Genomic DNA, 15,132 nt, shown 5'->3' on the forward strand with positions numbered 1-15,132 from the left:
TTCTAGAAGTACAAAAATAAGAAAAAATGCTCGTCTGTAATGAACAAATTCTCAATTTCGTTTGTTTCTATCAACTTTAGCACGACAAAAAAAACAGAGCTAAGATGTTCATCTTAGCTCTGTTTGGTATCACATTATTTTGTTTGTTCATTCATTGCATCTTCTGCAGCCATTTGTGCTTCGATGTCTGAAATGCTATAAACATTTTCACTTGCAACACCGACTTCTTTTGGTTCCATGTTACGGTAACGAGCCATACCAGTACCAGCTGGGATGATTTTACCGATGATAACATTTTCTTTCAAACCAAGAAGTGGATCTTTTTTACCTCGGATCGCAGCATCAGTCAAGACACGAGTTGTTTCTTGGAAGGATGCAGCAGATAAGAAGCTGTTTGTTTCTAATGATGCTTTTGTAATACCTAGTAGGACTGGGCGAGATGTTGCAGGTACGCCTCCAGCTACCAATGTATTGTAGTTTTGGTCTTTGAAGTCAGCAATATCCATCAATGTACCTGGTAAGATATCAGTATCACCTGGATCCATTACACGGACTTTACGTAACATTTGTCGAACCATTACTTCGATATGTTTATCGCCGATTTCTACCCCTTGCATACGGTATACACGTTGTACTTCGCGCAGCAAGTAGTTTTCAACTGATAATACATCACGAACTTGTAACAATTGTTTAGGATCGATTGAACCTTCCGTTAATGGTGCACCACGGTGGATCATATCGCCTTCAGCGACTTTCATACGTGCTGTATAAGGAACAGTATACGTACGTGTGTCGGTTTTCCCTTTGATTGTTACTTCTTTTGTACGAGTTGAAGCATCTTCTGAGATATCGATGACGTCACCAGTTACTTCGGTGATCACTGCTTGCCCTTTAGGATTACGTGCTTCAAAAATTTCTTGGACACGAGGAAGACCTTGAGTGATATCGTCTCCGGCTACCCCACCGGTATGGAAGGTACGCATTGTCAACTGAGTACCTGGTTCTCCGATTGATTGAGCGGCGATCGTACCAACTGCTTCACCAACTTCAACGTCAGATCCAGTTGCCAAGTTACGTCCATAACAGTGTTTGCAGACACCATGTTTTGTGTTACATGTGAAGACAGAACGGATCGTTACAGTTTCCACACCTGCATCCACGATTTGTTTTGCAATATCTTCTGAAATCAATTGGTTACCAGCGATGATCAATTCGTTCGTTTCTGGATCACGTACTTCTTTACGTGTGTAACGACCAATCAAACGATCTTCTAATGATTCAATGATTTCGTTTCCTTCACGAATCGCTTGGATTTCAAGACCGCGGTCTGTTCCACAATCTTCTTCACGAATAATAACGTCTTGGGCAACGTCAACCAAACGACGAGTCAAGTAACCTGAATCGGCTGTCTTCAAGGCAGTATCGGTCATCCCTTTACGAGCCCCGTGAGTAGAGATAAACATTTCTAAGACAGAAAGTCCTTCACGGAAGTTTGAGATGATCGGTAATTCCATGATTCGACCATTCGGAGCAGCCATCAGTCCACGCATACCAGCAAGCTGAGTAAAGTTGGAGATGTTACCACGAGCTCCAGAGTCAGACATCATGAAGATTGGGTTTTTCGCTTCTAACCCTTCCATCAGTTTTTGTTGGATGCTATCTTTAGCAGCATTCCAAACAGCGATTACTCGTTCATAACGTTCGTCATCAGTAATCAATCCACGACGGAATTGTTTTGTAATTGTTTCAACTTGTTTATGGGCATTTTCGATGATTCCTTGTTTTTCATTCAGTACACTGATATCTGCGATACCTACTGTGATACCAGCATGTGTAGAATGTTTATACCCTAAGTCTTTCATTCGGTCAAGCATCTTAGAAGTTTCAGTTACTTTGAAACGTTTGAAGACTTCCGCAATGATATTTCCTAGATTTTTCTTCTTGAATGGTAAGACTAATTCTTGCTCTTTGATATGCGCAGGAATATCTGTACCTGCTTCAACAAAATATTTATCCGGTGTTTGTACCGTTAAGTTGAAGTCTGTTGGTTCATTCAAGTAAGGGAACTCTGGAGGCATGATCTCATTAAAGATGATCTTACCAACAGTTGTAATCATCGTACGTTCTTTTTGCCAGTCAGTAAATGGTTTTTCACCTAATGAATTAGGGTTCACACCGATACGTGAGTGTAAATGAACGTAGCCGTTACGCCATGCGATCACAGCTTCGTTTTGGTCACGGAAGACCATTCCTTCGCCTTCACGTCCTTCTTCTTCCATTGTTAGGTAGTAGTTACCTAAAACCATATCTTGGGAAGGTGTTACAACTGGTTTACCGTCTTTTGGATTCAAGATGTTTTGAGCAGCTAGCATCAACATACGAGCTTCCGCTTGTGCTTCTTCGTTCAATGGTACGTGAACGGCCATTTGGTCTCCATCAAAGTCGGCATTATAAGCTTCACATACAAGTGGGTGCAAACGAATCGCACGGCCTTGCACTAAAACAGGTTCAAATGCTTGGATACCAAGTCTGTGTAGCGTAGGTGCCCGGTTAAGTAATACTGGGTGTTCTTTGATTACGTCTTCCAAGACATCCCAAACTTCGTCTTCTTGACGTTCGATTTTACGTTTCGCATTTTTGATGTTAGAAGCTAGTTCACGTTGAACCAATTCACGCATCACGAATGGTTTAAATAGTTCGATCGCCATTTCTTTTGGCAATCCACATTGATACATTTTCAAGAAAGGTCCTACAACGATAACGGAACGTCCTGAATAGTCAACACGTTTACCAAGTAAGTTTTGACGGAAACGACCTTGTTTCCCTTTCAACATGTGAGAAAGAGATTTCAATGGACGGTTACCTGGTCCAGTAACTGGACGGCCACGACGACCATTATCGATCAACGCATCAACAGCTTCTTGTAACATCCGTTTTTCGTTTTGGACGATGATTCCTGGAGCATTCAAATCTAACAAGCGTTTCAAACGGTTATTACGGTTGATTACTCGACGGTAAAGATCATTCAAATCACTTGTTGCAAAACGTCCACCTTCTAATTGCACCATTGGTCGTAAATCTGGTGGAATAACTGGAATAACGTCCATAACCATCCAACTTGGTTCATTTCCTGAAGCACGGAAAGCTTCTAAAATGTCCAAACGGCGGATCGCACGAGTCCGTTTTTGCCCTTGGGCAGATTTCAATTCTTCTTTCAATTCAGCTGCTTCAGCATCTAAATCAACACTGTCTAGTAATTGTTTGATTGCTTCTGCACCCATTGCTGCTTGGAATTCTTGTCCATATTGTTCACGTTTTTCGCGGTATTCACGTTCTGTCAACAATTGTTTTTTCTCTAAGTTGGTGTTTCCTGGTTCGATAACCACATATGAAGCAAAATAAATGATTTCTTCTAAGGCACGAGGACTCATGTCTAAAACAAGTCCCATACGAGAAGGAATTCCTTTAAAGTACCAGATATGTGAAACAGGTGCTGCTAATTCAATGTGACCCATACGTTCACGACGAACTTTTGAACGTGTCACTTCAACACCGCATCGGTCACAAACGATTCCTTTATAACGGATACGTTTATATTTTCCGCAGGCACATTCCCAGTCTTTCGTAGGACCAAAAATCCGCTCACAGAACAACCCTTCGCGTTCAGGTTTTAAGGTACGATAGTTAATCGTCTCAGGTTTTTTTACTTCACCATAAGACCAGCTTCTGATTTTTTCGGGAGAAGCCAAACCTATTTGCATACTTTCGAATTTATTTACATCGATCAAAAGGGGTTCCCTCCATTTCGTTTAATGGCAAAACCGCAAGGCGGCTGATCATCGACCGCCTTACAGCTCATAGACCGGATTAGTCTAAGTTATCTTCTGCGGTTTCAAAGTTTTGGATGATATCTTGTCTTTCATCTTCCACTTGTTCAGCAGCTTTCTTTTCTAATTCTTTGGCTGTTTGCTGTTCAGCAAATTTTGTCAAAGCATCTACAGTGATCAAATCATCATCTTCGTCATCCATATCACGGAGTTCGATTTCAGAATCTTTGATATCCAAGACACGCATGTCTAATCCTAGTGATTGTAATTCTTTTACTAATACTCGGAATGATTCTGGTACACCTGGTTTTGGAATTGGTTCGCCTTTGACGATCGCTTCATAAGTTTTCACACGACCAACTACATCATCTGATTTGTATGTCAAGATTTCTTGTAAGGTATAAGCGGCACCGTAAGCTTCCAAAGCCCAAACTTCCATTTCACCAAAACGTTGTCCACCAAATTGTGCTTTACCACCCAATGGTTGTTGTGTAACCAATGAGTAAGGTCCGATTGAACGAGCATGCAATTTATCATCGACCATGTGAGCAAGTTTGATCATGTACATGACACCGACAGACACTCGGCCGTCAAATGGTTCACCTGTACGTCCGTCATAAAGGATGGTTTTCGCATCGCTGGCCATACCAGCTTCACGAACTGTTTCCCAAACGTCCTCATCACTTGCACCATCAAATACTGGTGTTGCAACATGGATACCTAACTGACGAGCAGCCATCCCTAAATGCAATTCCAATACTTGTCCGATATTCATCCGTGATGGCACCCCTAAAGGATTCAACATGATATCGATTGGTGTTCCATCTGGTAAGAATGGCATATCTTCTTCCGGCATGATACGGGATACAACCCCTTTATTACCATGACGTCCGGCCATCTTATCTCCTTCATGGATTTTACGTTTTTGAACGATATACACACGTACAAGCATGTTTACGCCTGGTGATAATTCATCGCCGGCTTCACGAGTAAAGATTTTTACGTCGTGGACGATCCCGCCACCACCGTGTGGTACACGTAATGAAGTATCACGGACTTCACGAGCTTTTTCACCAAAGATCGCATGTAAAAGACGTTCTTCAGCTGATAATTCGGTTACCCCTTTTGGTGTTACTTTACCAACTAGCAAGTCACCATCTTGGACTTCCGCACCGATACGGATAATACCCATCTCGTCTAGATCTTTCAAAGCATCTTCCCCAACGTTAGGGATTTCACGAGTGATTTCTTCAGGTCCTAATTTTGTATCACGAGCTTCTGATTCATATTCTTCGATGTGGATCGAAGTATAGACATCGTCTTTCACAAGACGACGGCTCATGATGATCGCATCTTCATAGTTGTAACCTTCCCAAGTCATGAAACCAACTAAAACGTTTTGTCCTAGCGCCATTTCACCTTGTTCCATTGAAGGTCCATCTGCTAAAGTATCGCCTTTTTCAACTTTTTCGCCTAAATGAACGATTGGGCGTTGGTTGTAGCTTGTTCCTGAGTTTGAACGACGGAATTTTGTTACAGCGTATTTATCTAATGCACCGTTGTCACGACGAACACGAATCTCAGAGGCATCCACAAATTCAACGACACCATCATGTTTACATAGCAAAGCAGCTCCTGAGTCATGAGCTGATTTATATTCCATACCAGTACCAACCCATGGTGCTTGTGGATTGATCAATGGCACTGCTTGACGCTGCATGTTGGCACCCATCAAGGCACGGTTGGAGTCATCGTTTTCCAAGAAAGGAATACATGCTGTCGCTACCGCAACTACTTGTTTAGGTGATACGTCCATATAATCGACTTTATCGATTGAAACTTCTAAGTTTTCACTTTGCGCACGAGCCATAACAACGTCTTGTGCAAAAGTACCATCTTCATTTAATGGGCTATTTGCTTGGGCAACGATGTAGTGGTCTTCGATGTCAGCTGTTAGATAGTCGATTTGATCCGTTACACGACCAGTTTCACGATCAACACGACGGTAAGGAGTTTCGATAAATCCAAATTTATTAACTTTCGCATAGCTAGATAAACTATTGATCAACCCGATATTTGGTCCTTCAGGCGTTTCAATCGGACACATACGGCCATAGTGAGAATAGTGAACGTCACGAACTTCATAACCAGCTCGGTCACGAGTCAAACCACCAGGTCCTAAGGCTGAAAGACGACGTTTGTGTGTCAATTCCCCAAGTGGGTTCGTTTGATCCATGAACTGAGACAACTGAGAAGAACCGAAGAATTCTTTGATACTTGCAACCACTGGACGGATGTTGATCAATTGTTGTGGCGTCAATGTTTCTGTATCTTGGATCGACATTCTTTCACGTACAACACGTTCCATCCGAGCTAAACCGATACGGAATTGGTTTTGCAGTAATTCACCGACTGAACGGATACGACGGTTTCCTAAGTGGTCGATATCGTCCACGTTGCCGATCCCTTCCATCAAGTTTAAGAAATAACTCATTGATGCGATGATGTCTGCCGGACGAACAGTTTTCACAGCTGATTCTGGATAACCATTACCGATCACATTCACTTCACGTTCTGGGTCTTTTGGTGAAAAGACTTTGATTACTTGAACAGTCATTGGATCAGTCACAACACCATCTTCTGATGGATAGTAAGTCACTGAATTCAATCCATTATCAATGAAAGGTGCTAATGTTTCCATCACTTGGTGAGTCAACACAGTTCCTTTTTCAACGATGATTTCACCAGTTTCTGGATCAACCAATGTTTCTGCTAATGTTAAGTTCAATAGACGTGTTTTCAAGTCTAATTTTTTATTTACTTTATAACGACCAACGTTGGCTAAGTCGTAGCGCTTTGGATCGAAGAAACGAGCATTCAATAAGTTCCGAGAACTATCGGCTGTCTTAGGCTCGCCTGGACGTAGACGTTCGTAAACGTCTTTTAATCCTTCTTCTGTTCTTGAATCACTTGCATTTTTGTGCAAGTCTTTTTCAACTGTATTACGTAACGTTTCACTGTCACCAAAGATTTCAAAGATCGTATCATCCGATCCAAACCCTAGGGCACGAACTAACACAGTCAAAGGAATCTTACGGGTACGATCAATACGTACGTAAGAAATATCTTTTGCATCAGTTTCCATTTCTAACCATGCACCACGGTTCGGGATCACAGTTGAACCGAAACCTTCTTTTCCGTTTTTGTCTACTTTTCCATGGAAGTACACACCAGGTGAACGCACTAACTGAGAAACGATTACCCGTTCTGCTCCGTTGATAATGAATGTTCCTTGTTCAGTCATTAATGGGAAATCACCGAAGAAGACTTCTTGCGCTTTGATTTCACCTGTCTCACGGTTTGTTAGACGTAACGTTACATGTAATGGTGCAGAGTAATTTGCATCATGTGCGCGTGCTTCTGCTACCGTATACTTAGGTTCTTTCAATTCATAATCCACAAATTCCAAAGATAGATTGCCATTGAAGTCATCAATTGGCAAAATGTCTTCAAACATTTCTCTTAGTCCTTCATCTAGGAACCATTGGTAAGAGTCTGTTTGAATTTCGATCAAATTTGGTAATTCCAACACTTCACTGATTCGTGCGAAACTTCTACGTTCGCGATGTTTTCCGTACTTTACTACGTGTCCAGCCAAGCTCTTCACCCCTCTAAAATGTCATTCAAAAAGACTACCCGATCAATTGTTACAATAATATTAAAAATATTATATTTAGATAACAATAGACATTTTTTGCGGCTTTTAGGCAAAAAAAAACCAAAAATAGAGCATTCTTTTGAAACCATTTCTTCATGCGCTTCTATTTTTGTTTCCTTATTATAAAGCCGAAACGGACAATATTTCGTTTCTGCCTTTACTTCATCAGATAGTTTTTGCAACTTCATATATTACACTCTTTTTTCATAAAAGTCAACACTTCCTGGCGTTTCCCTCCTCTTTTCATCATTTTTTCTTAAACTTTTCTTACTATAGTATATCGAATAAACATTCACGGATTTTGAGAATTTTCTGAATGTTCGTCTTGACAATCCCCTTACATCTCCGCTATACTTAGGAAAATTTATTATTTGTGGAGGATTTATTTATGCAAAAACCGAATATACAACTTATCCCGACACAATTGAATAACTTTTACTTTAGCTACTTTAGATAGGTTTGTATTCATGAATTATGGATACAAACACCAAACAACTGGTTTGTATCTATGATGGCTAAAGAACTTTGTATTACGCAAAAGCCACGTAGACATTACGTTAAGTGGCTAAGCGAAAAGTACAAAGTAATCACGATTTCTTACTTACATACTCTTTCGATACTCAATCCATTTAGACGTTTTGTCTAAATGGATTTTTTGTTTTCAAAATTGAAGGAGGAAAAAGAAATGAAAAAAAATCTATTGATCGGATTAGGCGCAACATTATTACTAGCACTTGGTGGATGTGGAACTGCAAATAGTTCCTCAGCAAAATCGGATGACTCGAAAACAATCGGTGTTTTACAACTGGTTCAACACAATTCATTAGATGCTACATATAAAGGGTTCAAAGAAGGGCTAGCAGAAAATGGCTATAAAGAAGGCGACAATTTAACAATCAACTATCAAAATGCGCAAAACAATCAAGACAATCTAAAAAGTATGAGTGAAAAATTAGTGAAAGACCAACCCGACTTATTATTAGGGATTGCAACTCCAGCTGCGCAATCACTCCTTAATGAAACAACTACGATTCCTATTACAGTGACAGCAGTTACCGACTTAGAAAAAGCACACTTAGTTTCTTCTAATGACAAACCTGGTGGAAACGTGACTGGTACAACGGATATGGTACCGATCGAAAAACAAATTGAGCTATTATTACAGATCGTGCCAAAAGCAAAAACGATCGGGATCATGTACAACAACGGGGAAGCAAATTCTAAAATCCAAGGAGACTTAGCCGAGAAAACATTGAAAAAAGCCGGAGTGAAAGTCAAAGTATTGACGGCAAACTCCACCAATGATGTTCAACAAGTGACAAAAAGTTTAGCCAAAGATGTCGACGGTATCTACATCCCAACGGATAATACATTCGCCAGTGCTGCTAGCGTTATCGGTGAAGTAGCCAAAGAAACAAAAACACCGATCGTTGCTGGTTCCGTGGATCAAGTCAAAGAAGGTGGCTTAGCAACTGTTGGGATTGATTATGAAGAGTTAGGGCGACAAACAGGCGAAATGGCTGCTAAGATCTTAGCTGGCAAAAAACCGAGTGAATTACCGGTTGAATCAGCAGATGATCTTTCCTTATATGTCAATAAAGACATGGCAAAAGCCCTTGGGATCGATCCAACAACAATCAAAGAGACTGAATAATTTTACAGGAGGACAATCATGACTAATTTAATAAGTATCTTTTTATCTTCTGCTTCACAAGGCGTGCTTTGGGCACTACTGGCAATCGGTGTCTTCCTTACTTTTCGTATCCTGGATATCGCTGATTTAACAGCTGAAGGCAGTTTCCCTTTAGGTGCTGGGATTGCTGCCGTCAGTATCACTAATGGACTTTCCCCAATCGTTGCTTGCCTCTTAGGATTTTTAGGAGGCGCAGTAGCTGGCTTAGTTTCAGGATTGCTCCATACCAAACTTAAAATTCCGGCACTTCTAGCTGGAATCATCACGATGACTGGTTTATATTCCGTTACCTCACGAATCATGGGCGCACCTAATCTTTCATTATTAGGACAAAAAACCGTCTTTACATGGGCAGAATCACTCGGTGTTTCAAAGGAAAATGCTGTATTGATCGCTGGCTTACTTGTCGCATTGATCGTTGTCACGTTGCTTGTTTTATTTTTACGGACAGAAACGGGGTTGGCGATTCGAGCGACTGGCGATAATTTAGCAATGAGTGAAGCAAATGGCATCAACACCGATACGATGAAAATCATTGGGTATATGATCTCAAATGGCTGTATTGCTTTATCTGGTTCGTTGCTTGCACAAAACAATGGCTTTGCTGATTTAAACTCTGGGATCGGTACGATCGTGATTGGCTTGGCTTCAATCATCATCGCTGAAGTCCTCTTTCGAAACCAACCATTGCTTCTTCGATTATTGACAATTATTTTAGGCGCCGTGATCTATCGTTTTATCTTAGCGTTAGTTTTTGAGTTGAACGTTCAACCAAGCGATTCAAAATTAGCTTCTGCACTTGTTCTGGTTATCTGTTTATCTTTTCCACAAATCCAACAAAAATTAAAGTTACCTAAGCGTACGAAAGCAAAAGGAGGATCTATCAATGACTGATGTTTTAACACTTCAATCTATCCACCATACGTTTGAAAAAGGAACCATCAATGAAAACCATGTGCTAAAAGGAGTTAATCTCTCGTTGAAACAAGGTGATTTCGTAACAATTATTGGCGGAAATGGTGCAGGTAAATCGACACTATTGAACAGTATTGCTGGTTCTTTTCCAGTGGATCAAGGGAAGATTTTATTGAATGGCAAAGATATCACCAAAAAGTCAGTGGTTGCTCGCTCCAAAGAAATCAGTCGTGTCTTTCAAGATCCTAAATTAGGCACTGCTGTCCGATTGACGGTGGAAGAAAATTTAGCACTAGCAATGAAACGTGGTAAAAAACGAGGCTTTTTCCGTGGCGTCAAGCCACAAGATCGTTCTTTTTTCAAGGAACATCTCGCACGTTTGAATCTTGGGTTAGAAAATCGTTTGACCACTGAAATCGGCTTGCTTTCTGGAGGACAGCGTCAAGCGATCACTTTATTAATGGCTACTTTACAACGTCCTGAATTGATTTTATTAGACGAACATACTGCAGCCCTCGACCCGGCAACTTCAAAAACGGTGATGGAACTCACGGACAAATTAATTAGCGAACAGCACTTGACGGCTTTCATGGTCACCCATGATATGGAAGATGCCATCCGCTACGGAAATCGATTGATCATGCTACACCAAGGGCAAATCGTCGTGGATATTCAACAGGCAGAAAAACAACATTTGACTGTCCCTCAGCTACTAGAAATGTTCAAACAAAATAGTGGCGCTGCATTGAAAGACGACCAAGTACTTTTAAGTTAGCAATCATCTGTTGTCACTTCCATAACAACTGACAAATTTCTCATTTGTTTTCTGCTTTCTTATTGATACAATACTACATGAAAGGAGTTGCAATGGATGACGACAAAAGATAAAGTACTCCAACTATTAAAAGAATCTCCTGATTTTTTATCAGGTGAAAAAATGGCACAGCAATTACAAGTGTCACGTACCAGTATTTGGAAAGCAATCAAAGAATTAGAAAAAACAGGTTATCATTTTGAGCATCAAGCTAAGGGATACCGTTATCTTCCTTCTGATGTGTTAGATGCCCAAGAAATTCGCCAAGCATTAGAACCTTGGATACCAGATTTGACGGTGTCGGTACAAGAACGATCAGAATCTACGATGAAAGATGCTAAACTTGCGGCAACCAAAGAAATCGGACCCGCTCTTTTTATCGCCGATACCCAAGAACAGGCACACGGCCGATTTGGACGTCCTTTTTTTGCAGCCCCTGGTCAAGGTATTTATATGAGCTTATTGATCCATCCCAATCAACGATTTGATGAATTGCCTCAGTATACAGTTATTGCAGCAAGTGCATGCGTGAAAGCCATTCAAGAATTGACTAAAAAAGACCCTTCGATCAAATGGGTCAATGATCTTTATTTAAATGGAAAAAAAATTAGCGGGATTTTATCTGAAGCAATCAGTGACATGGAAACTGGCGGGATCAGTTCGATCATTATTGGCATTGGTCTAAATTTTTCCATCCCGCAAAAACAGTTTCCTGAAACCATTCAACAGAAAGCAACGTCTCTTTTCCCTGATGGTCAGAAATCCATCACACGGAATCAATTGATTAGTCAAATTTGGAAAAATTTCTTTCACTATCTTTCAGAACCCACAGACGAATACTTAACACTTTATCGTGAAAAGTCTTTCGTTCTTGGAAAAAAAGTACAATTTACCCAAAAAGGGCAGCATTATACTGGGATTGCTAAAGAAATCGGAGAACATGGAGAGTTGATCGTACAAATAGAAGACCAATTTCTCACTCTTTTTTCTGGCGAAATTAGTTTAACCTCCATTGAGTAAGTCAAAAAGAAAGGGATGGGCAAAAATGCCCATCCCTTTCTTCATCAATGGTGGTTCCTTTTTTATGTGATCTCGCAGAATACTTCATAGCCCCTTCATTTAGCGAGTTGTAAAATGAAGTTGTTATTCTATGTGCTATTGCTGTTCATAACAAAAATGCTACACAATTTTTAAACCTCTATGTGCTTTTTTATACAACTGCAATATCATTGATCTGATGTATCGAATGTTTCAATCAAAAGCCACAGACAAACTTCCACCTATAAAAGGTTTGTTTTTCTGATGCTATTCTGTCATATAAGTATGACTTCTACTTACTATTTGTCGCTTCCCCAATATATAATGTTTCATTAAACGGATTTCCCCAAAATCTTGTTCAATCAAACATGCTGCTTCTTGATCCATACACAACAACACTTTTTCTTTCCTAGCTCTCCTCCTTTTCTCTTTCTGGTTCTATCTTACCTTATTCTTTAAGGTCTGTGTTATTTTGTATGGTATTGCAACATTTTTAATTTTATTATGTACAAAAAGGACTTACAAACACGCTTCTTTGTTTACACGATAAAATTTTAACTGATTAGATGAAAGATATTCTACATTCAGCTTAAATTTTTTGACAACAAGTGTCCTAATTAGAAATTTATCCGCCGTGGTTAACGGTTTTTGACATTCTTTTTCAATATCTTCAAATGAGAAATGATTTTTTTTACTGATCATTCGGGTTAAAATCTTATTTACATCTACTCTGGTTAAATCCGTTGTTAATCGTTTTTTCACTCAACATCTTCCTTTCTAATTGTATTTCTTCACTAGTGAATATAACATATTTTTAGTCTTGGTCCAGAACAATTATTTTCAAAATTAGGAAAGATTGTTTCGCAAAATAGTTGTTTTAATGAATAATACACGTTAAAATTTCTTTTTTTCACTCTTACCTTTTGGATTTGTCATCCAGTTATAAAAAAACCGATTTCCTAAATAGAAAACCGGCTGAATGTTATTTAAAATTTATTCGTCGTTTCCCCCAAAACTACGAATAGTCAGTTAAAGATTGTAACCTATAGTCTGATCCCTCCTTTTATACAGATAGCGACTTTCTGTGTATACAAAGTCTCACTTATAAGTACATGCCTAAAGTTAAGTAAATTTCAGACTGCAACAGCAAAGTCCTCAGATTTCACTGGCATCTATTATTAGCATACTTTCTTCTCAATACTCTTTGACAACTATTTTTTCTAAAAATAAAAAAAATTGGTAAAATTAAAGAATAAACTTTAGACCGATCTTCCAAATAAAGAAGTAATACAAATTGTTGGAAAAAAGCCAAAAGAAGTAAAGTGATTGAAATAGATCCAATATTTTTCTAAAATAAAAAAGAGACTGAGCCAAAACTTTCCTCAATCTCTTCTGGTATATCTAAAAACGAATAAACGGCGTTCAAGAAGCAATTCCTCAACAATAAGGTTCTCAAGTTCAACCATCACATGCCTACTCTTTTTACTTCTTGATTCTTGAAATAGAATATGCCATTGTAGCGGCTGATTTCTGGTATTTTTCTTTAATTTTCCCTATCTAAAATCAACTCAGTAACTGACAAAAGAATCTCACGTGTATCAAAGGCTGTATCAGGGAGCTTACTAATTTCCTTTAAGGCTTTTTTTGTGTAATCTTCCGCTAATTTTTTGGCTTTTGTCACACCATTGACTTCCCTGACAATCTGACGAACACTTTCTGCTTCCTCTTGTGTCAACTCAGTTTTTTTATCCAAGTATGCAATCAATTCTGCTTTTTTATCTGTTTGTAATGCGTAAATCAATGGTAGAGAATACACGCCTTGACGCATATCTTCTAATACTGGTTTACCGATATCGACCGCATCTTTCGTGTAATCCAGGATATCGTCAATGATCTGAAACGCCATCCCGACAGCTAAACCGATTGAACCTGCTTTTCGAGCAAACCGTTCATTCATTCCACTTTCATAAGCTCCGACTGAACAACTTAATTGAAAGAGTTCGGCCGTTTTCCCTGAGATGTTTTCTAAATACTCCGGCACAGTTAAATGATAATTGTAACGGTCGTCCATTTGTCCAAGCTCACCATCTAATACTTTTTCCATACTCCGAGAATTAGATTGTAAGCTCTTTAGCGAATTAGAATAATTTGAAAGTAATTTGAAACAGCAAACAAATAAATAGTCTCCTGCATAAACGGCTACCGTATTCCCAAATCGACCACGTAAATTAGGCTGACCACGTCGAACATCTGCCTCATCAACGATATCATCATGGATCAATGTAGCGGTATGAAGCATTTCGATCGAAGCAGCTAGCGCAATCGCCTTTTCACGATCTTGTTCTGGACCAAATTGAGAAAAGAGCAATTGATAGGCAGGTCTTAGCAGTTTACCTCCCGCATGAATCGTCTCTTTGATTGCTTGTTCGACTGGCTTGTTCTTTAAGCGGACAACATCTTCCATCTTTTTCAACGTCTCGTTTAATTCGTTTTTCAAAGTTGGATACTCACTCCACATTGGATGTAGCTTCATAAAAAAACTCCTTGTATAACCATTATTTTTTCAAAAAAAGCGGTTGCCATTTCTCTTTTTGTTCTTTCTCATAGTCTCTTTGAAAAAGTTGTAATGTACGTACATGTTGCAACAAATAATTGGCTGCAATCCCGATCGCAATTCCAGACAGAATACCTAAGAAAGATAGAATCGGCAGATATAACATGACTGTCCATGATTGAGCAATGAACGAAGCCATCACTAGTTGTCCGACATTATGCATAAAGCCACCTGTTGCACTGATTCCAATAATGCTGACTCGCTTAGGACCTAACTGTTTCACTAACAGCATTCCTACATAGCTGAGTAACGCGCCGCTCATACTATAAAGAAAGGTAGAGATCGTCCCACCTAACAAAGTTGTTAAAAATAGGCGAAGCCATAACAATAAAAAACTATCCCGTTTTTTCATCGTAAAAATCGCTACAATGGTAATCAAATTAGCAAGTCCTAACTTTGCTCCAGGAGCAAATGAAAAAGGATATGGGATCATGTTCTCAATTAATCCAATGATGACTCCTTGCGCCACTAGTAAAGATATATAAATCATTTTTTGTAATTTTGTCATGGTGT

Annotated in this window: 10 protein-coding genes; 4 read left to right on the forward strand and 6 right to left on the reverse strand. The window is 39.4% G+C overall.

Annotated features, from left to right (window positions below):
* Positions 1-134 precede the first annotated feature (134 nt).
* The 3 genes from rpoC to IGK81_RS12860 form a co-directional block, all read right to left on the reverse strand.
* On the reverse strand, positions 135-3,788 hold the full coding sequence (gene rpoC, locus IGK81_RS12850) for a DNA-directed RNA polymerase subunit beta' (protein WP_010720683.1): 3,654 nt from the start codon (positions 3,786-3,788) through the stop codon (positions 135-137).
* A gap of 79 nt (positions 3,789-3,867) precedes the next feature.
* The gene (rpoB, locus tag IGK81_RS12855; protein WP_010720684.1) at positions 3,868-7,485 is read right to left on the reverse strand and encodes a DNA-directed RNA polymerase subunit beta; all 3,618 of its coding nucleotides are present in this window, start codon (positions 7,483-7,485) and stop codon (positions 3,868-3,870) included.
* A 5-nt stretch (positions 7,486-7,490) separates the two neighbouring features.
* Positions 7,491-7,733, reverse strand: coding sequence for a hypothetical protein (locus IGK81_RS12860; protein ID WP_010720685.1), 243 nt, complete (start codon positions 7,731-7,733; stop codon positions 7,491-7,493).
* 497 nt (positions 7,734-8,230) lie between these two features.
* On the opposite strand from IGK81_RS12860, the gene IGK81_RS12865 reads away from it, so the two are divergent.
* The 4 genes from IGK81_RS12865 (at position 8,231) to birA (ending at position 11,987) form a co-directional block, all read left to right on the forward strand.
* Positions 8,231-9,199 carry an ABC transporter substrate-binding protein gene (locus IGK81_RS12865; protein ID WP_010737230.1) on the forward strand — a complete coding sequence of 323 codons (969 nt, stop codon included), beginning with the start codon at positions 8,231-8,233 and terminating at the stop codon, positions 9,197-9,199.
* 18 nt (positions 9,200-9,217) lie between these two features.
* Positions 9,218-10,132, forward strand: coding sequence for an ABC transporter permease (locus IGK81_RS12870; protein WP_034700142.1), 915 nt, complete (start codon positions 9,218-9,220; stop codon positions 10,130-10,132).
* On the forward strand, positions 10,125-10,928 hold the full coding sequence (locus IGK81_RS12875; RefSeq protein WP_010720688.1) for an ABC transporter ATP-binding protein: 804 nt from the start codon (positions 10,125-10,127) through the stop codon (positions 10,926-10,928). Before IGK81_RS12870 ends, IGK81_RS12875 begins: the two co-directional genes overlap by 8 nt.
* A gap of 96 nt (positions 10,929-11,024) precedes the next feature.
* The gene (gene birA / locus IGK81_RS12880) at positions 11,025-11,987 is read left to right on the forward strand and encodes a bifunctional biotin--[acetyl-CoA-carboxylase] ligase/biotin operon repressor BirA (RefSeq protein WP_034700144.1); all 963 of its coding nucleotides are present in this window, start codon (positions 11,025-11,027) and stop codon (positions 11,985-11,987) included.
* 537 nt (positions 11,988-12,524) lie between these two features.
* Here birA and IGK81_RS12885 read toward each other — a convergent pair.
* The 3 genes from IGK81_RS12885 to IGK81_RS12895 form a co-directional block, all read right to left on the reverse strand.
* Complete coding sequence (locus tag IGK81_RS12885; RefSeq protein ID WP_010737226.1) at positions 12,525-12,767, reverse strand: hypothetical protein; 243 nt, start codon at positions 12,765-12,767, stop codon at positions 12,525-12,527.
* Between the two features lie 781 nt (positions 12,768-13,548).
* Complete coding sequence (locus IGK81_RS12890; protein WP_010737225.1) at positions 13,549-14,538, reverse strand: polyprenyl synthetase family protein; 990 nt, start codon at positions 14,536-14,538, stop codon at positions 13,549-13,551.
* Between the two features lie 22 nt (positions 14,539-14,560).
* Positions 14,561-15,127 carry a Gx transporter family protein gene (locus tag IGK81_RS12895; protein WP_010720692.1) on the reverse strand — a complete coding sequence of 189 codons (567 nt, stop codon included), beginning with the start codon at positions 15,125-15,127 and terminating at the stop codon, positions 14,561-14,563.
* Positions 15,128-15,132: the final 5 nt, after the last annotated feature.

It is taken from the genome of Enterococcus sp. DIV0703 (assembly GCF_051711065.1).
GTDB lineage: Bacteria > Bacillota > Bacilli > Lactobacillales > Enterococcaceae > Enterococcus_B > Enterococcus_B hirae.